Below are 24,717 nucleotides of genomic sequence, written 5' to 3' on the forward strand. Positions count from 1 at the left end.
TGAATAACTGATTCTTAAGGAACGTCGCCATGTACTTACCTTCGGCATTTAAACAAAATGATTTAATCGCTCAGGTTGAATTGATCCGTCAATATCCGCTAGGGCTGTTGATCTCCTACAGCGCCGAAGGCATTGAAGCAAACCCCATTCCATTTTTAGCTGACGTTGATGACACCGGGCAGCTCATCCTGCGCGCTCACCTTTCACGAGCTATCGGCAATAAAATGCGAGTTGACCAATATTTTAAATAATACAAAGTACTCTTTTACAACTTAAAAGATTTTTCTATTTATCTTCGCAGTCAAAAAATTCATAAATCCTGCAATTTATCTATTTCTCATTACACATGGCCTACTGTGGTACTTTCCATCCCTCCTTTCCCGACCAAAACCGACCAATTATCCACTGCCGACACGAATGTCGACAAACACTTGCTATCGCTCAAACCATGAGCAAAAAACCCGGAGGGATAGCTATGAGCCTCTTGGTCATCACAGAACCAAAAGATTACATCGGATATGGCACCTGTAATGAAAAAAGGCCTGCAATTGATAATTGCAGGCCTTCACTTAACCGTACGACATACGTTGGCTATCAGAACTTATATTTAAACCCAAGGGTAACCGCTGTATCACTATAGCCATTATCACCCATTTGTTGGGCAACGTTAGACCACAGGTTAAGGTGCTGATTCAGTCGACCTTCAGCCCCTACTTTCAGTTCACCAACGTTAGTATTTCCTGATTGCTTGATAGACACCCCGTCCATCGTGGCTCCGGCCTGTTCGGTATTATGTAACCAGTTGACTTCGGTATAGACGGTAAACAACTTGTCGCTGCCTTTATCTATATCGTTTACGCCGTCACGGGATAACTTGACGCCTAAACGAGTCTGAACGTTATTGTTACCCTCGGACGTAACGCGTGTACCGTTAGCTTCAGTATGGTCATCTGCTTTAATGCCGTTCCAGGTAATTTGAGCCTGAGGCGTGACAAATACATTGCCGTTTTCACCCTGATAAACCGGCATACGATAGCCGCTCTCTACCGAGGCACTAAAGCCATTCATATCATAGCTTTCGCCGGATAGTCGATCGCCATCCACTTCTCCGTTCAACATACTGTACTGAACCCAGCTATCAACATACAGGCCATTCAGAGTATTAGCATCCTGATACCAAGTGGCGTAAACGCCGCCGCTGTAACCGTCAACCTTACCTTTAGAGTTATAACCGCTGTGGCTATTTCCACTCTCGCTGTCTGACTTGCCGTAGCCTAACATCAGGCCAAGACCTAAACGGTCGGTATTACTAAACTGAGTTTGCGCAACTTCACCACCACCCTGAATCACGTAAGTATTGGTAGCCGTTTTGATCTGACCGCTGGAATCTCTGAACTTGGTGCGGTTGCCTTGCTGGCGCAGCCACATGCTGGAGTTTTCTGCCCGGCCTTCACGGTCCTCTAAGCGCAGATTAAATAGCTTACTGGCTGCCGCCATATTAGCCATATAGCTACCCGCTTCTGGACGATAGACCGGTGTAATATCTTCGCCCGGAGTCGGAGGAACAACAATCGGTGGTGTAATATCAGACACTAAATACCAGTTCTTCGCATCTGCCCCGGCAATTGAAGCGCCTGAACGAACGGAGTAATCAAACGCACCGGCAACAATACGTCCGCTATTGCTAAATGTTCCTGCCGAATTACCATCAACCTGAACAATCTCAATGCCCTGAATCGTTTGTGCGCCTTGGCCACCAAGATTGTTAATTGCCACATTGGTATGCCCTGCGGTATCACCATTTACCACCAGCTTATCAGTTAATGAACTATCATCACCCAACACGCTGTTTAGCACCAACGTACCGTTATTACCGGTGTAATTTCCGGTCACGGTCAGCGTTTTTGGCACCATTGGTGAACCTGAAATATCGCTATATTTTAATGTCGCACCGTCTAACGTCAGATCGGTCAACGTTGAGTCACCGGTCATATTCCAAATGCTGTTAGCACCTGAGATGGTTAGATTAGTCGTGCCAGGAGTAGCACCAAATAGAGACTGACCGGTGAACGTTGAACCGTTGGTCATCGACAGATCGATAGCACCGTCTGAAGAAGATAGGATATTGCCGGTTACGGTATATTGAGCCGCATTACCGGTTAAAACGCTATTCTGGCCGCTGGCATAAAACGCTCTGGCGTCAGCAGCATTAATGGTAGCGCCGGCCAACGTTATCGATCCGCCAGAAGTAGCAACAACGGCGGAAGAATTCACGCTTCCGCCTGAGATAGTTACCGTAGTCGGCCCGGTAAAATCGATAACGCCGTTACTTGCAAACAAACCATATAACGCAGCCGTACTGTCCGTGGTGGTATTGTTGACCGTTACCTGTTTTGAAGCAGTCACAAGGCTGCCCGCTAAATGGGCCAAAATACCTGCGGTACCGGAGCCTCCATTAACCATATTGATGGTGGTCGTACCATTAAGCTCTACCACCCCACCGAGTGCTGGGTATTCAGAAAGACCCTGTGCCCGAATACCGTAAACGGTTGAGTTATTTTCGGTATTAACATTAACCAGTAAGCCATCTTTAGTCTTGATCTTAGCGCCGGAAATATAAGCGTGTAGCCCTACGGAGTAATTGCCAGCCTTATTTAACGTTACCGTGGTATTTTCATTTAAATAAGCCGTCATCTCAGGAATCAAAGGATCGCCGACGCCATTAATATGATAGCGCCCTGCCTCAATATTTACGCCAAGTAACTCAGTGTTATTATTGCCGTTAATGGTAATCGTTGAACCTGCACCAAGCTCAGCCGTTACCGTTTGAGCCAGCGTAGCCGGAAGCGAAGATGTACTACCATTTTTTAATCTAACGCCTGAGATATAGCTGGACCCCGCTATAGCATCGGTTATATTGACCTCCAGCTGGGTTTTTCCTAATTTCATAATGCTATTAAAAGCACTGATACCGGAACTATAAGCACCGGATGGGGTATTTAACGTCTGAGTTACGCTAACATCACCAGCGTAAGTAAAATTATCTTTATTAAGCGCGCCAATACCAAACTGATTAACGACGTTAACTATTCCGCCACTCGCAGCTAATTCTGTAGGATCTTCAATAGTCGAGGTTGCAGGGGCTGCACTGACGGTACCGGTCAACATAAGATATGTACTAATAGCGAGGACTTTTTTATTATCCATTTCATAACTCCCTTTTGTAAACATACCATTGTTTACTTCTAGCGTTCCATATAGCAACTTAATGAACCATGTAACAACAGCTCAATTAAACACAATTTACATTAATTAACACAAAGATCCAATGCGTTAATTAATTATTTTTAAAATAATGAATGAAAAATAAATAACAAATAAAAACAACGTAGTAATGTTATCAAACAGATCTAAATAAACCTTAATTTGTTAAAATTAACAACATTTAATTTTTATAATAAAATCAACTAAATGCAATAAAATAAGCATAATAATCAAAGCGATAATCTCGATAATCTCGATAATCTCGATAATCAAATAATAAAACAACTTTTTAATTAATTTACACATGTTTAATCAATAAAAACAAGAACCGGTATTTATGGTTAAAATCAATAGAAACGTGATTCATCTAAAAAACCAAAACAATATTTTATATTAAAGTTAATTACGATATGAATTAATATCAAAAAAACCAACATTTTCATAACCAAATAACAGCCCGCTAAGCGTTCATTATCAAAGGTAACTAGGCGACTAGTGCCGTCATATCCACCCCGACGAGTTTTCAGGTGATACCCACCATAAACGCAATATCACGACTCTGGCACAGGCTGTAGCATTTCTTATCATTCCAACCTCCGTCACTAATGTCGATAGACACTTTTCATCACCATCATCTCGTCACCAATAAAAATTTAATTCTTACATATCAATCAATTAATTAAATTAGAGATATGGCATGGAATATGCTTACAAAGAGGTAATCGTTTAGAGGTATGACACTTTTATCGTTCGGACTATGACCAGAACACCGGAGGGATGGCTATGAACCGCTTTGTCATCGCGGAGCCAAAAGATTGCATCGGATGTAACACCTGTATGGCCGCCTGTAGTGAAGTACATAAGGCAGTAGGCCTACAGTCACATCCCCGATTAACCGTGATGCGTGATGCCAGCAGTACAGTACCTATTCTGTGCCGCCATTGTGAAGACTCACCTTGTGCCAGGGTTTGCCCGGTACAGGCGATTACTCATAGTGATAACGCCATCGTGCTTAATGAAAGCCTGTGTATAGGCTGCAAACTTTGTGCTATCGCGTGCCCGTTTGGGGCAATTACTCCACACGGCAGCAAGCCGTTGGCGGCACCAACGGCCTATGAAAGATTTTCACAGGCAGATGCTCATCAGCGTGAGGCCCGTACAGCGCCTTACAATGCAGGGCTCGATGCGATGCTCGCCTGGGCTCCGGGTATGCGTAATGTGGCTGTGAAATGCGACTTATGCAGCTTCCTGCCAAATGGTCCGGAATGCGTACGCGTTTGTCCGACTAACTCACTATTTCTAGTTGATGAACATACCATTGAGCAATCAAGCGCTGCCAAGCGCCTTGAAGCCATGCAGGTATTCCATACGGATTCTGCGTTCAGTGACTTCACTACTGGTCAGAACAACGGGGAGCAGGAATGATGGGCAATCCTCTTGAATTACTTCTAATTTCCCTCGCTATCTATGTTGCCGGAGCTATCTTACCTCTGCTGTTTAGCCGTAGTGAACAACTGGTCATTAAGCTTTCGGGCATTGCCAGCATGATCGGTGGTGCATTCGGATTACTGGCCGTCATACCCGTTCTGTTAAGCGGTCAAATACTCACATTTGCCATTGCAGGTCCGTTCTCATTCGCCAACTTTGTTGTGCGCTTAGACGGACTGGCTGCCTTTATGGTCATGGTTATCTCGTTACTGGTGGTAGTGACCTCACTGTATTCGCTGTCTTATGTTCAGGAGTACATCGGCAAGGGGGCAAGATATATGGGATTCTTTATGAATCTCTTTATTGCCTCAATGGTCGCACTGGTCGTCGTCGACAACGCCTTCTACTTCCTCGTGTTCTTTGAAATGATGTCACTGGCATCCTATTTTCTGGTTATTACCGAACAGGATGAAGAAGCCGTTAACGCTGGCCTGCTGTATTTCTTAATTGCTCACGCCGGCTCTGTATTAATCATGATTGCCTTCTTTATTCTATATAAAGAGAGCGGCAGCATGGACTTCGACAGTTTCCGACAGGCAACATTGTCGACACCAACGGCGTCGGTGGTGTTCTTACTCGCCTTCTTCGGCTTCGGTGCTAAAGCAGGTATGATCCCGCTTCATGGTTGGCTGCCACGCGCACACCCGGCAGCACCGTCTCATGCATCGGCCTTGATGTCTGGGGTCATGGTTAAAATTGGTATCTTCGGCATTATCAAAGTCGGTATCGATATCCTTGGGGCCACCACCGCATGGTGGGGTTTGGTCGTTCTGGCCTTTGGTGCGGTGTCTGCGGTGCTAGGGGTACTTTACGCTCTGGCTGAGCATGATATTAAAAAGCTGCTGGCTTACCACACCGTAGAGAATATCGGCATTATTTTGATGGGCGTCGGCGTCGGCATGATTGGTATTGCCACCCAACATCCTGTATTAGCCGTTGTCGGTATATTAGGTGGCTTGTACCACCTGTTAAACCACGCGGTGTTTAAAGGATTGCTGTTCCTCGGCGCAGGATCGGTAATGTATCGGGTGCATACCAAAGACATGGAGCTAATGGGCGGTCTGGCAAAATTAATGCCTTATACCGCGATTACCTTCCTGATCGGCACCATGGCTATTTCCGCACTACCGCCTCTGAATGGCTTTGTCAGTGAATGGTTTACCTATCAGGCGCTGTTTACTATGAGCCATGAAGGTCCGTTTATCATGCGAATTGCCGGACCAATCGCCATTATCATGCTGGCCATTACCGGCGCACTGGCCGCACTGTGCTTTGTTAAAGTTTACGGTATCAGTTTTGCCGGTGCTGCCCGCAGCGAGAAAGCCGCTCAGGCAACGGAAGTCCCTATGCCGATGGTTCTGGCCATGGTGTTACTGGCCATAGCCTGTATCGCACTGGGGGTTGGTGCTCCGTTTGTGTCACCAATTATCGCCAATATCTCTTCTGAATTAACCGGCCAAGCTGCGATGTCGGTTGCCAGCGGTTCAGTGGTCTATCCGGGAACATCGCCACAAACCGTATTATCGACGCCGATTATTGCACTGCTGCTAATTGGATTCTTTGTTCTGCCACTGCTGATTTATGCCGTGTTTAAAGGCCAGCGTCTGGCTCGTCGCCATAAAGGCAACCCTTGGGCCTGCGGCTATGGTTATGAAGATCAAATGGCAGTGTCTGCCGGTGGCTTTACTCAGCCGCTGCGCACTATGTTCGCTCCGTTATACCGCATGCGTAAAACGCTGGACCCATCAGCGGCTATGGCCCGCGGTATGAAGGCCACCATTAATGGCGCAACCCGCGCCGAACCGTGGTGGGAAGAAAAGGTGGTACTGCCTATTGCTCAGGGCGTGCTGTGGTTAGGTAAACGCATTCAGTGGTTACAGCACGGTGACTTCAGGGTTTATTGCCTGTATGTCGTTATCGCGCTAACGGCCCTGATGCTAGTGACAGTGATGTAAGGAGCTGACTATGCCAATCACACTTTCTACCTCAGAAATCATGACCTCCTTCGGCATGTTCGCCTTTGCAATAGTTCAGGCAGTGCTGCTACTAGCGCTGTCTCCACTAATGTCGGGCATCTCGCGGGTGATTAAAGCCAGAATGCAGTCGCGTCGCGGCCCCGGTGTACTACAGGAGTATCGCGATATATTTAAGCTGTTGAAGCGTCAGGATGTCGCACCTGAAGCCTCCGGTATTATTTCCCGCATCATGCCATTTGTACTCATCAGCTCAATGTTAGTAGTCGCTATGGCGCTACCCATTGTGACGCTGGGTTCACCTTTTGGCGTCGGTGGCGATCTGATTACCGTTATTTACCTGTTTGCTCTGTACCGCTTTTTCTTTGCTCTTGCGGGGCTGGACTCCGGCAGTATTTTCGCCGGTATCGGTGCCAGCCGTGAAGTCACCTTAGGCGTGCTGGTTGAACCTATTCTGGTGCTCTCTTTGCTGGTCATTGCTCTGATTGTCGGTTCAACCAATCTGGGGAGCATTAGCACTTCACTGGCGACCAACCCACTACAGTCACCCAGCGCCACCTTATTAGCGATAGGTGCCTGTGCTTTTGCCGTGTTTATTGAAATGGGGAAAATTCCCTTCGACGTAGCAGAAGCAGAGCAAGAATTACAGGAAGGTCCGCTGACCGAATATTCTGGCCCGTCACTGGCGCTGGTTAAGTTAGGTCTGGCCTTAAAACAAGTGGTTATCGCTTCTCTGTTTGTCGGCGTGCTGTTGCCATTCGGCAATAGCGAAATCCTAAGCTTCACATCACTGTCAATCGCCATCGTACTGTTTTTAATTAAGTTACTTGTAGTGTTTGTTATTGCATCACTATTTGAAAACAGCCTGGCCCGCGGTCGCTTCCTGCTGACGTCACGTACTACGTGGGTTGGTTTTGGCGTCGCTGCACTGGCATTTGTGTTTTATCTCACTGGTCTGTAAGGAGCTAAGAAACCGATTATGGAAAATATCGCTCTCGCGGCCATTTTGGTCCCTTTTGCCGGCGCAGTTATCACCGGACTGGCACCGCAGCGCATGGCAAAGTGGCTTTGTGTACTGTTTGCCGCTCTCGCTTCGCTGGCCACCGTGTTGCTCGCCATTGCCTGGTTTAACAACGGTAAAGTTGACGTTGGCTACCAGTTAGTCAGCTTTGGTCATACTGAGCTGTTTGGTCTAACCATCGATCGCGTCAGTACACTGATTGTTTTTGCCGTTGTGGTACTTGGTTTGTTAGTGAGCATTTACTCAACAGCCTACCTGACAAAAGAGAACCGCGAACACCCACACGAAGGGCAGAACCGTTATTATGCCTTCCTGTTAGTGTTTATCGGTGCAATGGCCGGTCTGGTTCTGTCATCAACCTTAGTGGGCCAGTTACTGTTCTTTGAAATCACCGGCGGATGTTCATGGGCGCTGATTGGTTATTATCAGAAACCTAAATCACTCAGATCTGCCCTTAAAGCCCTGCTAATCACTCACGTAGCCGCCATCGGTCTCTATCTGGCTGCGGCTTATCTGTTTGCTGAAACAGGCACGTTTTCACTAACGGCTATTTCACAGCTAAATAACGAAGCCAAAACTATCGTACTGTTCGGCATCCTGTTTGCAGCTTGGGGTAAGTCGGCTCAAATACCGTTACATTCATGGTTGCCGGATGCGATGGAAGCACCGACTCCGGTAAGCGCTTACTTACATGCCGCATCGATGGTGAAGGTCGGCGTATACATTTTTGCCCGCTCGCTGATCTCTGCCGGCGACATTCCTGAGATTGTGGGAACCGTCGGTGTGGTAATGGCAATGATCACGCTGATTTACGGCTTTATCATGTACCTGCCGCAAACCGACCTTAAGCGTCTGCTGGCTTATTCCACTATTACTCAGCTCTCTTATATCTTCTTAGCCCTGTCACTATCGGTGTTCGGCTCTAAGATGGCCTTTGATGGCGGTATTGCTTACATCTTTAACCATGCTTTTGCTAAGAGCCTGTTCTTCCTAGTTGCCGGTGTACTGAGCTATAGCTGCGGAACCCGTATGTTACCTCGTTTACGCGGCATCATGCGCTGTATGCCATTAATCGGCATCGGGTTCTGCGTTGCGGCACTCGCCATTACGGGTATACCTCCGTTTAACGGTTTCTTCAGTAAATTCCCGCTGTTTGCTGCCGGTTTCGATCTTTCTAATGCCCACTGGTGGATTATGCCGGTGATGATTTTGGCGTTAATCGAATCGGTTGCCAGCTTCGGCTGGTTCCTCTACTGGTTCGGCAAAACCGTACCGGGTGAGCCATCTGAAGAAGTAGCAAACGCTTCACCTGTACCTGTTGCGATGCAAGGGGTGCTCATCATTCTGATTGTAATGTCCCTGTGCTCGAGCTTTATCGCTGCCTGGTGGCTTGGATAACGGAGTTGATAATGACCGGAACGCTTATTGTAAATAATCTGGCGGGGCTGCTGATTGTCAGTTCATTGCTCGTCATCGGCGCCAGGCAACCTAAAAACTCTGCTCTGTTCTACGCTCTGCAGTCGATGATCTTGGTGCTTATTTTTATTGCGCTAGCCTTTACTATGCACGCCGAAGAACTGTTCCTGTGGTCAGGAACGGCCTTCGTCACCAAAGTACTACTGGTTCCTTACATTATGTATAAGGCGCTGGGGAAACTTCAGGATCCCAAAGCAGATACGCCGGTTATCGGACTGGGCCTGCTCATTCTGATCGCTGCCGTCATTATTGTGCTGAGCTATCTGGTGGTGGATTCAGTGCAGTTACCGATGGTCGCAGAGCTAAAACCGGCCCTGAGCGTATCGCTAAGCCACTTCTTCTTAGGCCTGCTGTGTATCGTTAGCCAACGCAATATTCTGAAGCAAATCTTCGGCTATTGCCTGATGGAGAACGGCGCGCACCTGACCTTAGCGCTGATGGCTTATAAAGCGCCTGAACTGGTGGAGATCGGTGTTGCTACTGACGCCATTTTCGCCGTGATTATTATGTCCGTGATGGCGCGTAAGATTTATCACACGCTGAAAACCCTGGACGTACGGCAACTGACTGCGTTGAAGGGGTAACTGAAAATGACAAATACGGAATGGATCTACGCACTCCTGCTGGTGCCGCTGATTATCTCAATGCTATGTTTTGCCTGCCGCTTTGCAGGACCGGCATCGCGCAAAGCAGTAACCGCCGTCCACGTTGTGGGGATTGTGCTGATGTGTATTCTTTCACTGCTGGTTGTGTGCGGTGTTATGCAAAGCGGTTCACTCATGGCGCTACATCAGTGGATATATATCGATAGTCTGGGAGCCATTTTTATTGGCATCGTCGGCGTTATCGGCCTGCTGACCGGCCTCTACTCTATCGGCTATATGGGACATGAAGTTGACCACGATGAAATCACGGTTACCACGCTGTGTCACTATTATGGTTTCTTCCATCTGTTTTTATTCACCATGCTGGTGGCGGTAACCGCGAATAACATCATTATGATGTGGGTTGCCATCGAAGCTACCACTCTGAGTTCCGCTTTTTTAGTCGGGCTTTATGGGCAGCGCTCATCACTGGAAGCCGCATGGAAATACATTATTATCTGTACCGTTGGCGTAGCCTTTGGCCTGTATGGAACGGTATTGGTCTATGCCAATGCTGCCAGCGTATTAGCTGACCCCAGTACGGCTATCTTCTGGACGGTGCTGCATGAAAATGCAAACCTGCTGGATCCTACTCTGATTCATTTAGCCTTTGCTTTCGTTCTGATTGGCTTTGGGACTAAATCCGGCCTGTTCCCGATGCATGCATGGTTACCGGATGCTCACAGTGAAGCGCCAAGCCCGACCAGCGCCATGCTGTCAGCCGTGTTACTGAACTGTGCCATGCTCATTGTGATTCGCTACTACATCATCGCAAATAAAGCGATTGGCCCGGCCTTCCCGCAAACCTTGCTATTGGTATTCGGCTTGCTGTCCGTTGCCGTGGCTGCACTGTTTATCATTGTACAGCGTGATATGAAGCGCCTGCTGGCTTATTCCAGCGTCGAGAACATGGGCTTGATTGCTCTGGCTTTTGGTATCGGCGGCCCTTTAGGCGTGTTGGCTGCGCTACTCCATACCATTAACCACAGTCTGGCAAAAACTCTGTTGTTCTGCTGCTCCGGTAACGTGTTATTGAAATACGGCACCCGGGATATGGACGCAATAAAAGGCATTATGAAAGTGGCGCCGGTCACCGCAGTGCTATTCGCCGGTGGTGCTTTGGCTCTCGGTGGCATGCCACCATTCAACATATTTATCAGTGAATTTATGTTAGTGACTGCCGGCATTCAAGCCGGAAAAGTGACGGTAATCGTCATTTGTCTGATCCTGCTCACTATCGTGTTAGCCGGATTAGTGAGAATGGTCGCCAGCACCGTACTCGGCCCTAGACCGGAAGCGGTCGCAAAAGGTGAATTAGGCGTAATGACGCTTTTACCGATTGGTGTACTGATGGTTCTGATGCTGGTGATGGGATTACATATTCCACAGCCTGTTTTGCAACTGTTAGAAAGCGCCACCAGCATTGTTCTGGATAATGGCGGAGCGCCGTTAAGCGATAGCTTTACATTACCTTGGCAGTCAATAACTTCCGGTCAATAGACCAGATCGACAGGAGAAAGAAATCGTGAACACATCCACTGAAACTAAAGTCGGTCATGGCTACGTTGAAGGTTTAGTACAAAAGTTTCCGAATACATTATTAGAAGAAAGTTGGCAGACCGAGAATCAGGTCACCCTAACCGTAAAGCTAAATATGCTGCCGGAAGTGGTTGAATGGCTTTATTACGAACAGGGCGGCTGGTTATCTGTGTTGTTCGGTAATGATGAGCGCTCACTCAACGGCAGCTACGCCCTATATTACGTCATCTCCATGGAGGCTACGGTTAAGAGCTGGGTTACGGTCAAGGTTCTGGTTGATGAGAATTCATTAGAGTTCCCTTCCGTTACGCCACGCGTACCTGCCTGTGTTTGGGGTGAGCGTGAAGTGCGTGATATGTACGGCTTACGCCCGGTAGGATTACCGGATGAGCGCCGTCTGGTGCTGCCCGACGACTGGCCGGAAGATCTTTACCCGCTGCGTAAAGATTCAATGGACTATCGTGAACGCCCTGATCCGACCACCAATACTGAAACCTATAAGTTTATCAATGAAGGCGGAGAAAGCCGGGTTGTTCCTATTGGCCCGATGCATATCACCTCTGACGAACCGGGCCACTTCCGCCTGTTTGTGGACGGCGAAGACATTGTCGATGCCGACTATCGTCTGTTCTATGTCCACCGCGGCATGGAAAAACTGGCCGAAACCCGGATGGGCTATGATGAAGTCACCTTCTTAGCAGACCGGGTATGTGGTATCTGTGGATTCACCCACAGCGTGGCTTATGCTAACTCGGTTGAGAACGCATTAGGCATCAAAGTCCCTGAACGGGCTCAGATGATCCGCACTATCTTGCTGGAAGTGGAGCGTTTACACAGCCACTTGCTGAACATTGGTCTGTCTTGCCACTTTGTCGGCTTTGATACCGGCTTTATGCAGTTCTTCCGCGTACGTGAAAAAGCCATGAAGATGGCAGAAATGCTGACCGGCGCACGTAAAACTTACGGGCTTAATCTGATCGGCGGCGTACGCCGCGACATCCTAAAAGACCAACGTCTTCAGGGCCTGAAAATCATTCAGGAAATGCGTACTGAAGTGACCCAGCTAGTCGAAATTCTGCTGGAAACACCCAATATGCATCAGCGTACTTCCGGTATCGGTTTGCTGGATCGCAAAGTCGCCCGAGACTATAGCCCGGTAGGACCAATGGTCCGTGCCAGTGGCTATAACCGCGATGTACGTCGCGACCATCCGTTTGCCGCCTACGCCAATATTCCTTTCGATCTACAAGTGCTCGACGGCTGCGATGTTAATTCACGGGTTATGGTGCGTATTCATGAATTCTTTGAATCCATAGCCATTATTGAATACGGTCTGGCAAATATGCCTGCCGGTCCGCTACTGACCGAAGGTTTCAGTTACCAGCCGCACAAGTTCGCATTGGGCTTTACTGAAGCACCGCGCGGTGAAGACGTTCACTGGAGTATGTTGGGAGATAACCAGAAGCTGTATCGCTGGCGTTGCCGGGCTGCAACCTACGCTAACTGGCCAACTCTGCGTTATATGCTGAGAGGAAATACCGTCTCTGATGCACCGTTAATTATCGGTAGCCTCGATCCTTGCTACTCCTGTACCGACCGCGTCACCGTGGTTGATGTGCGCAAACGTAAATCTCAAACGGTGTCCTACAAAGAGATCGAACGGTATGGCATTGAGCGTAAAAACTCGCCGCTGAAATAACGGAGATTAACCAGTATGCTTAAGTTATTAAAAACAATAATTAAAGTTGGCGATACCACGGTTAAATATCCGTTTAAGCCATACGAAGTTTGTGAAGACTTCAGGGGCAAGCCGGAATACAACGCGGAACAGTGTATCGCCTGTGCCGCTTGTACTATGGCCTGTCCGGCCAATGCTCTGACAATGAACACCGATCGTTCTACCGGAGAGCGTAAATGGCTGTTATTCCTCGGCCGCTGCATTTTCTGCGGCCGCTGTGAAGAAGTTTGCCCGACCAAGGCAATCAGACTTTCTCAAGAGTTTGAAATGGCGGTCTTCAACAAGGCCGACTTATTTCAAGAAGCCATTTTTAAAGTGGCCGATTGCCACGTTTGTCAGCGCCCCTTTGCGCCGCGTAAATCGATTGATTACGCAATATCGCTGTTAGTGCAGTCAGGTATGGATCCGGTTGAAGCCGAGGCCCGGCGCCATCAGTTTGAAACCTGCCCTGAATGTAAGCGTAAACAAAATATCATCAGCTCCCCCGGTGTTTCTCTGGGTCAGCACCTTAATCAGGAGGCGGCTAAATGAACATTAATGTTCCAACGCCGGTTAACGGTATATCAACCCCGATGTCCGTTGACGCTCAGATCGCAAAATTAAAAACCACGCTGCTTAAAGACATCCAGCGTTCAGCCTACGTTTATCGGGTGGACTGCGGTGGCTGTAACGGCTGCGAAATCGAAATATTTGGTACCATCACGCCGGTATTTGATACCGAACGGTTTGGTATCAAGGTAGTTCCTTCCCCGCGCCATGCTGACATTTTGCTGTTTACCGGCGCAGTAACTCGGGCAATGCGTACCCCGGCCCTTCGGGCATATGAATCTGCCCCGGATCCTAAAATTTGCATCTCTTACGGTGCCTGTGGCTGCGGTGGCGGTATCTTCCACGACCTTTACTGTGTATGGGGTGGAAGCGATCAGATCGTGCCGATTGATGTCTATATCCCGGGCTGCCCTCCGACTCCGGCAGCGACCATCTATGGTTTTGCCATGGCGCTGGGACTGCTTGACCAGAAGCTGAAATTGAACAATCACACCGAATCTGAAGGTGAGCAGGCGATGCTACGCTTCCCGTCACTGCCACCTGATTTACGCGTTGCCTTAGAACGTGAAGCCAGAAGAATGGCCGGTTATCGCCAGGGCGGTAATATTGCCAACGAATTTATGCAGTTACTGGCTCAGGATTCTGCTCAACCAGTTAACGACCGTATTTATCAATATCTCAAGCAGCACGATGACCCAAGGCTTAGTGAGATTGTTACCCATCTGCAGGAGATCTGTGCTCCGTTAATCAATGGAAAATTATCCTAATGAGTGAAGATAAAGTCGTTTTCTATTCGCTTAACCAAAAGTTTGTAGACAGTGATGACGACCTGCCTGAACAAGCCCAGCAAGTGATGTATTACTCGCTGGCGATTGGTCATCACGTTGGCGTCATTGATTGCCTTAAAACCTTAATGGAATGCCCGACAGAGAAGTACCAACGGTGGATCGCCCATTTGCCCGAAGGCGGAAAAGCCCGCAGTAAAATGGAAGGATTGATGAAATTTGGTGAAATCACTATCGACGTCAGCCATGTCCAACTGCTGGCTCAGGCTTGGGATGCGGTAAAAGATGGCCTGAATGAAGAACAGGCCAGATGGACCACGATTTTGATGCAGTCTCTGCATGATATTGAACGTGAACCTGCGATTTATCTGATGGTCAGGAGACGTAACTAATGTCAGAACAGCGTGTTAAACACGTGGTATTAGCCGTTGGTAACAACATGATGGGAGACGACGGTGCAGGCCCGTTGCTCTATGACATGATGACGCAAAACCCGATTGCCGACTGGTATGCCATTGACGGCGGTTCAGCACCTGAGAATTCCGTCCATCAGGTGCGGGAACTTAAGCCTGAACTACTGGTGCTGGTCGATGCTGCCGATATGGAACTCGATCCCGGCCAAATTCGCATCATTGATGCGGACTCTATTGCTGAGATGTTCATTATGAGTACCCATAACCTGCCGCTGAATTTTCTGATCGATCAGCTGAAAGAAGATATCCCGCAGGTTATTTTCATCGGTATACAACCGTCGATAGTTTCGTTTGCTTTCCCGATGACTAACGAAGTTAAGCAAGCCGTTGAAACGGTGTATCACAGTATTGCCAATTGGCAGAACGGACAGGAATTTGAACACATTTAGTCAGACAGATGCACAAATCAATAATGAATAAACCGGTAACTTAACGAATCATAGTGAATATTGCGGTATATCAACATCAGCCTGCGTCGTCTGGTGTATCACTAATTAATAATTCCTGCTTTTCGCCTGAATGTTACCGGCATTCTATCGTTTCATTCGTTTTTACCTGTCGACACATTTGCCGAAATCTTGTCGACATTCGAAAAGTGACATTCGGCAACTTGGGTTTAAATTAAAATAAATCCTTTAGATTTAGTAAGTTATAAAAATAATACACTTTGGCATAAACCCTGCTTAGGGTTAAGTGATGAGCATACTTAACTCGGGGCTATGCCAGCGTTTATACCCAAAATAATTCGGGTTGCAGGAAGATGGTAAAAGAGTGAGTCACGATGAGCTTACTAGAGTAAGTGATTCGGGTGAACGAACACAGCCAGCGCAACTGCAACCTGAAAGATGACGGGTAACACTATTCCCTACTGTCGAACTATCGTCAGGAACCGAGTAATGGAGATGTATTTATGAACCGGTTCGTTATCGCAGATCCAAAAAGCTGTATCGGATGCCGCACCTGTGAAGTGGCATGCGTTATAGCCCACAGTACTGATAACGATGTTGCTAATCTTTCGGTAAAAAACTTTACGCCTCGTATTCGAGTGGTAAAAGGACAAACCATCAGTACAGCAATTCTCTGTCGTCACTGTGAAGATGCCCCTTGTGCAGAAGTGTGTCCTAACGGCGCTATTGTACGTAGCAATAACAGCATTCAAGTTATTCAGGAAAAATGCATCGGCTGTAAAACCTGTGCGATTGCCTGCCCTTACGGCGCAATGAATATTGTGACTAAAACCGTCACCATTCCCGGCAATGGTGCAGTCGCAAGCATGCGTCAAAAAACTGAAGCCCAAAAGTGCGACCTTTGTGAGGGGAAAGCTGATGGCCCGACCTGTATCAAAGTTTGTCCGACTAACGCGTTACGCTTGGTGACACCAGAATCATTAGAAACAATGTTACGGAAGAAACAAGAGCGGGCAGCGCTGGAAGAAGCGGCAGAAATAAATTTTTAAGCGTCAAGCATCCCCACGGACTTGAGGAGTTAAACGAGCATGAAAAAAGTAATTACCGTCTGCCCATATTGTGCATCGGGCTGTAAAATCAACCTGTTGGTTGATGGCGGGAAAGTTGTTGGTGCCGAAGGCGCTGATGGCGTGACTAACCAGGGTGAGCTTTGTTTAAAAGGTTACTATGGTTGGGACTTCCTGAATGATACAAAAATTCTTACCCCACGGCTGACTAAGCCAATGATTCGTCGTCAACGCGGTGGCGAATTTGAAGCCGTATCTTGGGAAGAGGCTATCGAATTTGCCAGTTCCCGTATGAAGAAAATTATTGAAGAGCACGGTCCTGACGCCGTGATGACTTCAGGTTCATCTCGTGGCCCCGGTAACGAAGTGAACTATATTATGCAGAAGTTTGCCCGTGCCGCTATCGGCACCAATAACGTGGATTGCTGCGCTCGCGTTTGACATGGCCCTTCGGTTGCAGGTCTGCACCGCTCAGTGGGTAATGGCGCGATGAGTAACTCCATCTGCGAAATTGAAGATACCAAATGTGTTTTTGTCTTTGGCTATAACGCCGCAGACTCTCATCCTATCGTTGCCCGCCGTATTCTTAAGGCCAAGGCGAAGGGTGCAAAAGTGATTGTTTGCGATCCGCGCTATATCGAAACTGCGCGTATTGCTGATATCTACCTTCCGTTGAAAAATGGCAGTAACGTTGCCTTACTTAACGCATTTGCTAATGTATTAATTACCGAAAATCTTTATAACAAAGAGTATGTGGCTAATTATACCGAAGGCTTCGATGAGTACTGGAAGAGCGTTGAGAAGTACACGCCAGAATACGTTGAAGAAACCACCGGGTTATCCGCCCAACAAATTCGTGAAACCATTCGTATGTATGCCGCCGCACCGTCTGCCACTATTTTATGGGGCATGGGCGTTACTCAGTGGGGTCAGGGCGTTGATACCGTAAGGTGCTTAACCAGCCTGGCATTGCTCACCGGCAATTTGGGCAGACCAAACGTTGGCGTTGCACCGGTTCGCGGTCAAAACAACGTACAGGGTGCCTGTGATATGGGGGCACTTATTGATACCCTTCCGGGCTATCAGTACGTTAACGATCCTGAAGCCAGAGCAAAATTTGCGAAGGCCTGGGGCGTTGAATCCCTGCCAGAGAAGAAAGGTTATCCTCTCAGTGAAGTTCCGCACAATGCCATTTCAGGCAAAGTGAAAGCCTTCTACGTCATGGGTGAAGACCCGATGCAGACTGAACCAGATCTTTCTATGGTTCGCAAAGGCTTTGAAGCAATGGATCTGGTGATTGTTCAAGACATCTTTATGACTCAAACCGCCGCTATCGCTGATGTTATTTTCCCTGCCACCTCTTGGGGTGAGCATGAAGGGGTTTATACCAGCGCAGACCGCGGGTTCCAGCGTTTCTACAAAGCCGTTGAGCCTAAAGGCGATGTAAAAACTGACTGGGAAATCATCTGCCTGATGTCGACGGCTATCGGCTACCCGATGAAGTACAACAATACTCAGGAAATCTGGGATGAGCTGCGTGAGCTGTGCCCTAAATATTATGGCGCAACCTACGAGAAGATGGCCGATCTTGGCTATATTCAATGGCCATGCCCGACACTAGATCATCCGGGTACACCGTATCTGTACGAAGGCAATGTATTCAGCCGCCCGAACGGTAAAGGTGAACTTTATGCCTGTGAATGGCGTCCACCAATGGAGCTTACCGATGAAGAGTATCCGCTGGCATTAGCCACGGTGCGTGAAGTCGGTCACTACTCCTGTCGCTCGATGACCGGTAACTGTGCGGCATTACAGACTCTGGCCGATGAACCTGGCTACATTCAGATGAATACTCAAGATGCAGCTAATCTGGGCATTAAGCAGGATCAGTTGGTCTGGATTTCATCTCGTCGCGGTAAAGTCATCAGTCGGGCAACGATCAGTGACCGAACCAACAAGGGGGCGGTCTATATGACTTACCAATGGTGGATCGGAGCCTGTAATGAGCTAACGCTGGATGAACTGGATCCAATATCCAGAACGCCGGAGTTCAAACACTGTGCGGTGAAAGTAGAACCGATTCCCGACCAGAACTGGGCTGAAGGTTACGTTCAGAAAGAATACACTGCATTAAAAGCACGTTTACGTAAGGCAGTTGAAGTCTAAATACTGGCTAAAATCACCTGACGGAAGGGTCGCTATCATCATTGATAGCGGCCCTTTATTTTTTCCCTTATTCACAGATCTCTTTTTACCCCTCCCCCACTCAAAAAAAAGACATTCATCACAAATTAATAAAATAAAACTCAAATCAATATAAATATTACTTTTTAGTTTAATGTTACGCGTATAAAGTTACGCATAACATTAAACTAAAAAGAGGTATTTTATGAAAAATCTATTTAACCTTAACGGAAAAAGAGCTCTGATAACAGGTTCAGCTCAGGGAATTGGTTTCTTATTGGCTCAGGGGTTAGGTCATCAGGGTGCTGAAATCATCGTTAATGACATTACTCAGGAGAGAGCTGAATCCGCAGCGCAACAGCTGCGTGATGAGGGTATTACTGCACATGCCTTCGGATTCAACGTAACCTTATCCGGTGAAGTGACAAACGCCATTGCGAACATCGAAAACACTATCGGGCCTATCGATATTCTGATTAATAATGCCGGTATTCAGCGCCGCTATCCGTTTACTGAATTTCCTGAAAGTGAATGGGACGCGGTAATTAATGTGAATCAGAAATCGGTATTTCTAGTCTCCCAGCAGGTCGCCAAATTTATGATGACCCGCAAAGCCGGCAAGATCATTAATATCTGTTCGATGCAGAGTGAATTAGGCAGAGAGACAATCACCCCTTATGCCGCGGCAAAAGGCGCAGTAAAAATGCTAACCCGCGGAATGTGCGTAGAGCTGGCTCCTTACAATATTCAGGTTAATGGAATCGCCCCTGGTTATTTTGATACGGCGATGACCAAGGCTCTGGTAGAGAATGAAGAATTCTCACAGTGGCTGTTTAAACGCACCCCGGCAGCCCGCTGGGGAAAACCTGAGGAGTTAGTCGGTTCAGCTATCTTCCTGTCATCATCAGCATCAAACTTCGTAAACGGACATTTGGTCTTTGTTGATGGTGGTATGCTCGCAGCAGTCTAAAAACAGTTAAATAAAAATCAGATAGATTATTGCCTGTATTATTTATACCCAAAATAATTCTAAGTGCAGAAAAGCGGTCAATGCATCTGCAGCTTGAAGTATCACGGGGATATACGGGTAAGGGATTCTGCATCTCTATATTTGGAAAACATCATGACAACAGTGAAGAAACTCGCCAGCCGCCGCTGGTGGTATTTAATGCCGATTATTTTTATTACTTACAGCCTCGCCTACTTAGACCGCGCGAACTATGGATTTGCAGCCGCAGCAGGTATTGAACACGACCTGAATATCAGTAAAGGCACATCATCATTAATCGGTGCTCTGTTCTTTCTGGGATATTTCTTCTTTCAGGTTCCCGGTGCTATCTATGCGGTAAAACGCAGCGTTCGTAAAATGATATTTGTCAGCCTGATTCTTTGGGGCGCCTGCGCTGCTGCTACCGGCTTCGTGAGTAATATTCCCATGCTGATGGCAATCCGTTTTACGCTTGGTGTGGTCGAAGCTGCCGTAATGCCAGCGATGCTGATTTATATCAGTAACTGGTTTACCAAAGGCGAACGCTCCAGAGCCAATACCTTCCTGATATTAGGTAATCCGGTTACCGTTCTGTGGATGTCGATCGTTTCTGGTTACCTGATTACTGCCTATGGCTGGCGTGAAATGTTTATCATCGAAGGTGTTCCGGCGATTATCTGGGCATTTTGTTGGTGGGTTCTGGTCAGAGATAAACCTTCAGAAGTTTCATGGCTCAGCGAGCAGGAAAAGAAAGACCTGCAGGAAGTCATGGACAGCGAACAGCAAAATATAAAGCCTGTGCGCAACTATGGCGAAGCACTACGTTCTCGCAACGTTATTATGCTGTGTGCAGTACATGCCTTATGGAGCGTCGGAGTTTACGGTTTTATGATGTGGATGCCTTCGATCATTAAGTCAGCGGCATCATTAGATATGGTGACCGTTGGCTGGTTGTCTGCCGCTCCTTATCTGTTTGCCGTTGTGATGATGTTAACCGTTTCCTGGCTATCTGATAAATTGCAAAATCGGAAGCTATTCATCTGGCCATTGCTCTGCGTTGCCGGTGCCGCGTTCTTTACTTCGTACCTGATTGGCCCTGACCATTTCTGGATTTCATACACGCTGTTAATTATTGCCGCTGGCTGTATGTATGCACCTTACGGACCTTTCTTTGCACTGATCCCTGAGCTACTACCGCGTAATGTTTCCGGCGTATCTATCGGCTTAATTAATAGCTTTGGCGCACTAGGCGCATTCCTAGGTGCATGGTTGGTTGGCTACCTTAACGGCCTGACCGGAAGCCCAAGTATGTCTTATACCTTTATGGCTATTGCTCTTGTTCTCTCCGTCGTTTTAATGGCGAATGTTCGCACGCCAAAAGAAAATCATTAATAAATAGAACCAGTGGGGTGATAAGCTCACCCCACTATATAAAAATTGATTAATAAATAAAGAGTTATAATCACACACTCAGGAGCGTTTATTTTTTATTAAAAACTTATCGTGTATACTCATCACTGTTTATCTGTAGGAGCGGTTATGAAGAGCACCAGAGTGACATTACAGGATATCGCCGAATTAACCGGCGTAACCAAAATGACGGTCAGCCGCTACCTCCGCAATCCTGAACAGGTCTCCGCTAAAAATAGAGAAACAATTGCTAAAGTACTAGAGGATATTAATTATATTCCTAACCGGGCACCCGAAATTCTGCTAAATGCCCGTAGTAAGTGTATCGGAATTCTTATCCCGTCATTTACTAACCAAATCTTCTCTGATGTACTTGCAGGCATTGAGTCTGTCACCTCAAAGCAGCATTACCAAACCATTATCGCCAACTATAACTATGAGCCACTGACTGAAGAACAGAAGGTTATCAATCTACTCTCCTACAATATTGACGCCATCATCCTCATGGAAAAAGTACATACCAGCCGCACCGTTCAATATCTGCGTTCGGTAAATATTCCGGTAGCTGAACTGATGGACATCACTGAAGAACATTTAGGTATACAGGTCGGTTTTGATAATGAAAAAGCCGCTTTTGATATGACTAACGCTATCTTAGAAAGTGGCAAACGAAACATCGTTTACTTTGGTTCAATGGCAGATGCCCGTGACGCGAGCCGGTATCGGGGCTTTAGCCTCGCCATGGAACAATGGGGCTGCCAGCCTCAAATTATGATGCCTAAAACCATATCGTCGATTAATGTAGGAACATCGCTGTTTAATCAGGCTTATAAAGAATTTCCATTACTGGATGGCATATTCTGTACTAATGACGATATTGCCGTGGGAGCCCTGCTGGAATGCGAAGTGCGGGGAATTGATGTTCCTTCTCAAATGGCCATTGCCGGTTTCCATGGTTTAGAAATTGGCAGAGCAACCACCAAAAAGCTGGCCAGCGTTATTACCCCTCGTTTCGAGATCGGAAAAACGGCAGCAGAGCTGCTATTAAAGAAACTAGACGGAAAAGAGACCAGAGAAAGCATCGACCTTAATTACCAAATCTATTTTGGTGATACCGTTTAAACGCTCGAAATAATTTAGTGACTAAAGATTATTTTCGTCCTGAATATCTTTTACTGAAATCCCTAAGCGCTGCATGCGTGACAACAGCGTCGTTCGCTTCAATCCCAGCTTTTCCGCTGCACCTTTAGGGCCGGCGACAATACCGTTAGTCTCTTTCAACACCCGAATAATTTCCTGCCGTTCTGATTCATTATCATCGGCCAGCTTAGGCGGATTATATTGATGCCTTTTTGGCGGCTTACTTTCGGTAACCGACTTAGCTGACATAGGTGAAAGATGATAGTTCAGCTCTTCGGCCCGCAGGTTTAATACCGTTCCCCGAGTAAGAATAACCGCCCGCTCAATGACATTTTCAAGCTCGCGCACATTACCCGGCCACGGAAGCTTCATCAATAAATTGATCGTTTCTGTCGGAATACATTCAATATGCCGGTTCATACGACGGGCAATTTTTTTAGTGAAGAAACGCGCTAAAGGTGGGATATCTTCAGGCCGATCTCTTAATGGTGGAATCACTATAGGAAAAACGTTAAGCCGATAGTACAGGTCGCTACGGTACGCTCGATCGATAACCATCTGTTCTAAATTACAATTGGTTGCTGCAATAAGGCGAACATCAACCGGAATAATTTTATTACTGCCAAGACGCTCAATTTCCCGTTCCTGGATCACCCGCAATAGCTTAGGCTGAAGCTCGAGAGGAATATCACCAACCTCATCGAGAAATAATGAACTGCGCTCCGCCAGCTCAAACTTACCAATTCGCTGAGAGGTTGCACCGGTAAATGCACCTTTTTCATGGCCAAATAAATCGCTTTCCAGAAGTCCTGATGGGATGGCCGCACAGTTAACTTTAACCATAGTACGGGAACCACGCTGGCTAAGGTTATGGATCGCTCTGGCGATTAGCTCCTTTCCGGTTCCGGTCTCACCCAAGATAAGCACGGTACAGTCGCTATCGGCTACCATTTCTACCTGTTCTAAAACAGCGGCCATAGCGTCGCTTTGACCTATAATTTCGTCAAAATTCTCAAAATTACGGATCTCTTCAGTAAGGTACAAATTTTCATGCAGTAAATTATCTTTAAGGCGGGAAATTTCTTCGTAAGCAAGCGCATTATCAATTGCTATTGATATTCGTGCGGCTATTTGCTGAAGTAATTCTAAATTTTTCGGTGAAAATACAGTGTCATCAATACTGCCTAAACAAAGAATACCTAACACTTTAGAATTAAAAACCAAAGGTAAAAGACAAAATACCGGTAATGAGGTTTTCAACATCATTGCGATATATTCATCCTTCTTTGCCAGTGCGTCTAATTTACTGCTGTAAACCAAACGCGTTTCTTTATGATTTATCACAGAGGCTAGCATTGGGCTAAGCAGAGACTGATATTCTTGGCTGCGTTTAGGATTATTAACCACAAAATGAGTAGTGTAACAACGCAATCGATCATCAGCGATATCAAGCAGGTCTAAACCGATATAACTAATATTAAAGAAATGGTGAATTTCATCAGAGAGTTCGTTGGATAACTCGTTAAGATCCCTTTTCGCAATAACGGTATTGGTAACATCAACTAAAATGCGAAAGCTCTCTAACTCATCCCTAAGAATATCTTCTTCAGCAAGACGGGTAGATTGTTCTATCTGTAACAATGCCATAGCCCTATCACCATTAAAGTCAGTATGTTATTCAAGAAATGGATATTGATTTTTATTATCATTTGAAATCAAAAGTTATAACGCTATGTTCCACTCCTCATATAGGCCTGCTGTCTTTAAGACCACTATTTTACTCAGTTAGTTTACGACATTACCCCTTGCGGTTATATGGGTTTACCCCACTAATTTAATAAAAATGAACATAGATCAAGTTTAAATAGACATTAACTTTAGACTTTTTACCATAACTCATAATTTGGAACAATTATCGCTACAAATTACAACACCTATTATTTTCTACTCAATTAACAATATGATTTTTAGCTAAAATAAAACGCTATTATCATTCTTCTTAATTAAGAAAAACGCATCTGGTTATACATATGAAAGAAAGTAGGATTAAAATCAGATAAGGTGCTTGCTGAAATGATATAAAAAGAAAAGCCCTCTGTTTTACTCGCCCCATCCTGATACTCGCCCTTCGGGGCCAGCGCAAGCGCTGTGGTACCTTTCCATACTCGAGTCGGGATTTCCATAGCCCATAAAAGCAAAACCCCCAGCTTACGCTGAGGGTGATCACTTTTATTTAAAGTCTGGCAGTTTACGCCGGGCTTCCTGCCCGTCGCCCTTCGGGCCGTCGCAAGCGACGTTCAAATGTGTTCCCGACACATTTGTCCTACTCTCTCGAGACGCTTACCGACAAGCTACAGACAAAACAAAAAGGCTGCAGTTCCCTACAATACGCGTATCATCCTGATACTCGCCCCTCCGGGCCCAGCGCAAGCGCTGTTCCAAATCGTTCCCGACGATTTGGTCGCATGTTACGCACCTGCGGTACGTTCCCATGCTCGAATAGGGATTTTCCATATTCCATAAAAGCAAAAACCCCCAGCTTACGCTGAGGGTTATTACTTTTAATTAAAG

At 46.7% G+C, this 24,717-nt stretch carries 19 protein-coding genes; 17 read left to right on the top strand and 2 right to left on the bottom strand.

All coding sequences use genetic code 11. The features are described 5' to 3' along the window. Positions 1–29 precede the first annotated feature (29 nt). On the top strand, positions 30–251 hold the full coding sequence (locus YWE_RS0115320; RefSeq protein WP_029095334.1) for an FMN-binding negative transcriptional regulator: 222 nt from the start codon (positions 30–32) through the stop codon (positions 249–251). 343 nt (positions 252–594) lie between these two features. On the opposite strand, the gene YWE_RS27480 is transcribed toward YWE_RS0115320, so the two are convergent. Continuing rightward, the gene (locus YWE_RS27480) at positions 595–3,207 is read right to left on the bottom strand and encodes an autotransporter outer membrane beta-barrel domain-containing protein (RefSeq protein WP_051323371.1); all 2,613 of its coding nucleotides are present in this window, start codon (positions 3,205–3,207) and stop codon (positions 595–597) included. An 840-nt stretch (positions 3,208–4,047) separates the two neighbouring features. Here YWE_RS27480 and YWE_RS0115335 point away from each other — a divergent pair. From YWE_RS0115335 to idnR, 16 genes are all read left to right on the top strand, one after another. Beyond that, positions 4,048–4,689 carry a 4Fe-4S dicluster domain-containing protein gene (locus YWE_RS0115335; RefSeq protein ID WP_029095335.1) on the top strand — a complete coding sequence of 214 codons (642 nt, stop codon included), beginning with the start codon at positions 4,048–4,050 and terminating at the stop codon, positions 4,687–4,689. Next, positions 4,689–6,707, top strand: coding sequence for a hydrogenase 4 subunit B (gene hyfB / locus YWE_RS0115340; RefSeq protein WP_029095336.1), 2,019 nt, complete (start codon positions 4,689–4,691; stop codon positions 6,705–6,707). Before YWE_RS0115335 ends, hyfB begins: the two co-directional genes overlap by 1 nt. A 55-nt stretch (positions 6,708–6,762) precedes the next feature. Next, positions 6,763–7,686, top strand: coding sequence for a respiratory chain complex I subunit 1 family protein (locus tag YWE_RS0115345; protein ID WP_099044324.1), 924 nt, complete (start codon positions 6,763–6,765; stop codon positions 7,684–7,686). An 18-nt stretch (positions 7,687–7,704) separates the two neighbouring features. After that, positions 7,705–9,144, top strand: a complete 1,440-nt coding sequence (locus tag YWE_RS0115350) for a hydrogenase 4 subunit D (RefSeq protein WP_029095338.1) — start codon at positions 7,705–7,707, stop codon at positions 9,142–9,144. A gap of 11 nt (positions 9,145–9,155) precedes the next feature. After that, the gene (gene hyfE / locus YWE_RS0115355; protein ID WP_029095339.1) at positions 9,156–9,806 is read left to right on the top strand and encodes a hydrogenase 4 membrane subunit; all 651 of its coding nucleotides are present in this window, start codon (positions 9,156–9,158) and stop codon (positions 9,804–9,806) included. A 6-nt stretch (positions 9,807–9,812) separates the two neighbouring features. After that, positions 9,813–11,366, top strand: a complete 1,554-nt coding sequence (locus tag YWE_RS27485; protein WP_051323372.1) for a hydrogenase 4 subunit F — start codon at positions 9,813–9,815, stop codon at positions 11,364–11,366. Between the two features lie 25 nt (positions 11,367–11,391). Next, complete coding sequence (locus YWE_RS0115365; RefSeq protein WP_029095340.1) at positions 11,392–13,104, top strand: hydrogenase large subunit; 1,713 nt, start codon at positions 11,392–11,394, stop codon at positions 13,102–13,104. Between the two features lie 15 nt (positions 13,105–13,119). Further along, positions 13,120–13,674, top strand: coding sequence for a hydrogenase 4 subunit H (hyfH, locus tag YWE_RS0115370; RefSeq protein WP_029095341.1), 555 nt, complete (start codon positions 13,120–13,122; stop codon positions 13,672–13,674). Beyond that, positions 13,671–14,459, top strand: a complete 789-nt coding sequence (locus tag YWE_RS0115375; RefSeq protein WP_029095342.1) for an NADH-quinone oxidoreductase subunit B family protein — start codon at positions 13,671–13,673, stop codon at positions 14,457–14,459. Before hyfH ends, YWE_RS0115375 begins: the two co-directional genes overlap by 4 nt. Further along, entirely contained in the window at positions 14,459–14,869 is a 411-nt protein-coding gene (locus tag YWE_RS0115380) for a formate hydrogenlyase maturation HycH family protein (protein WP_029095343.1), read from the top strand. Before YWE_RS0115375 ends, YWE_RS0115380 begins: the two co-directional genes overlap by 1 nt. Next, the gene (gene hycI / locus YWE_RS0115385; RefSeq protein WP_029095344.1) at positions 14,869–15,339 is read left to right on the top strand and encodes a hydrogenase maturation peptidase HycI; all 471 of its coding nucleotides are present in this window, start codon (positions 14,869–14,871) and stop codon (positions 15,337–15,339) included. Before YWE_RS0115380 ends, hycI begins: the two co-directional genes overlap by 1 nt. Positions 15,340–15,860: 521 nt before the next feature. Then, a complete protein-coding gene (locus tag YWE_RS0115390) occupies positions 15,861–16,406 on the top strand; it encodes a 4Fe-4S dicluster domain-containing protein (RefSeq protein WP_029095345.1) in 546 nt (181 codons plus the stop codon). Positions 16,407–16,445: 39 nt separating this feature from the next. Beyond that, positions 16,446–18,590: a formate dehydrogenase subunit alpha gene (gene fdhF, locus YWE_RS0115400; RefSeq protein WP_084167114.1), complete on the top strand. Its 2,145-nt coding sequence runs from the start codon at positions 16,446–16,448 to the stop codon at positions 18,588–18,590. A 223-nt stretch (positions 18,591–18,813) separates the two neighbouring features. Then, complete coding sequence (gene idnO, locus YWE_RS0115405; protein WP_029095348.1) at positions 18,814–19,578, top strand: gluconate 5-dehydrogenase; 765 nt, start codon at positions 18,814–18,816, stop codon at positions 19,576–19,578. Between the two features lie 153 nt (positions 19,579–19,731). After that, positions 19,732–20,988: an MFS transporter gene (locus YWE_RS0115410; RefSeq protein WP_029095349.1), complete on the top strand. Its 1,257-nt coding sequence runs from the start codon at positions 19,732–19,734 to the stop codon at positions 20,986–20,988. 147 nt (positions 20,989–21,135) lie between these two features. Then, the gene (gene idnR / locus YWE_RS0115415; RefSeq protein ID WP_029095350.1) at positions 21,136–22,128 is read left to right on the top strand and encodes a DNA-binding transcriptional regulator IdnR; all 993 of its coding nucleotides are present in this window, start codon (positions 21,136–21,138) and stop codon (positions 22,126–22,128) included. 21 nt (positions 22,129–22,149) lie between these two features. Here the strand turns inward: idnR and YWE_RS27490 are convergent, their stop codons facing one another. Beyond that, positions 22,150–23,793, bottom strand: coding sequence for a sigma 54-interacting transcriptional regulator (locus YWE_RS27490; RefSeq protein WP_051323373.1), 1,644 nt, complete (start codon positions 23,791–23,793; stop codon positions 22,150–22,152). Positions 23,794–24,717 lie beyond the last annotated feature (924 nt).

The organism is Budvicia aquatica DSM 5075 = ATCC 35567 (assembly GCF_000427805.1).
Classification (GTDB): domain Bacteria; phylum Pseudomonadota; class Gammaproteobacteria; order Enterobacterales; family Enterobacteriaceae; genus Budvicia; species Budvicia aquatica.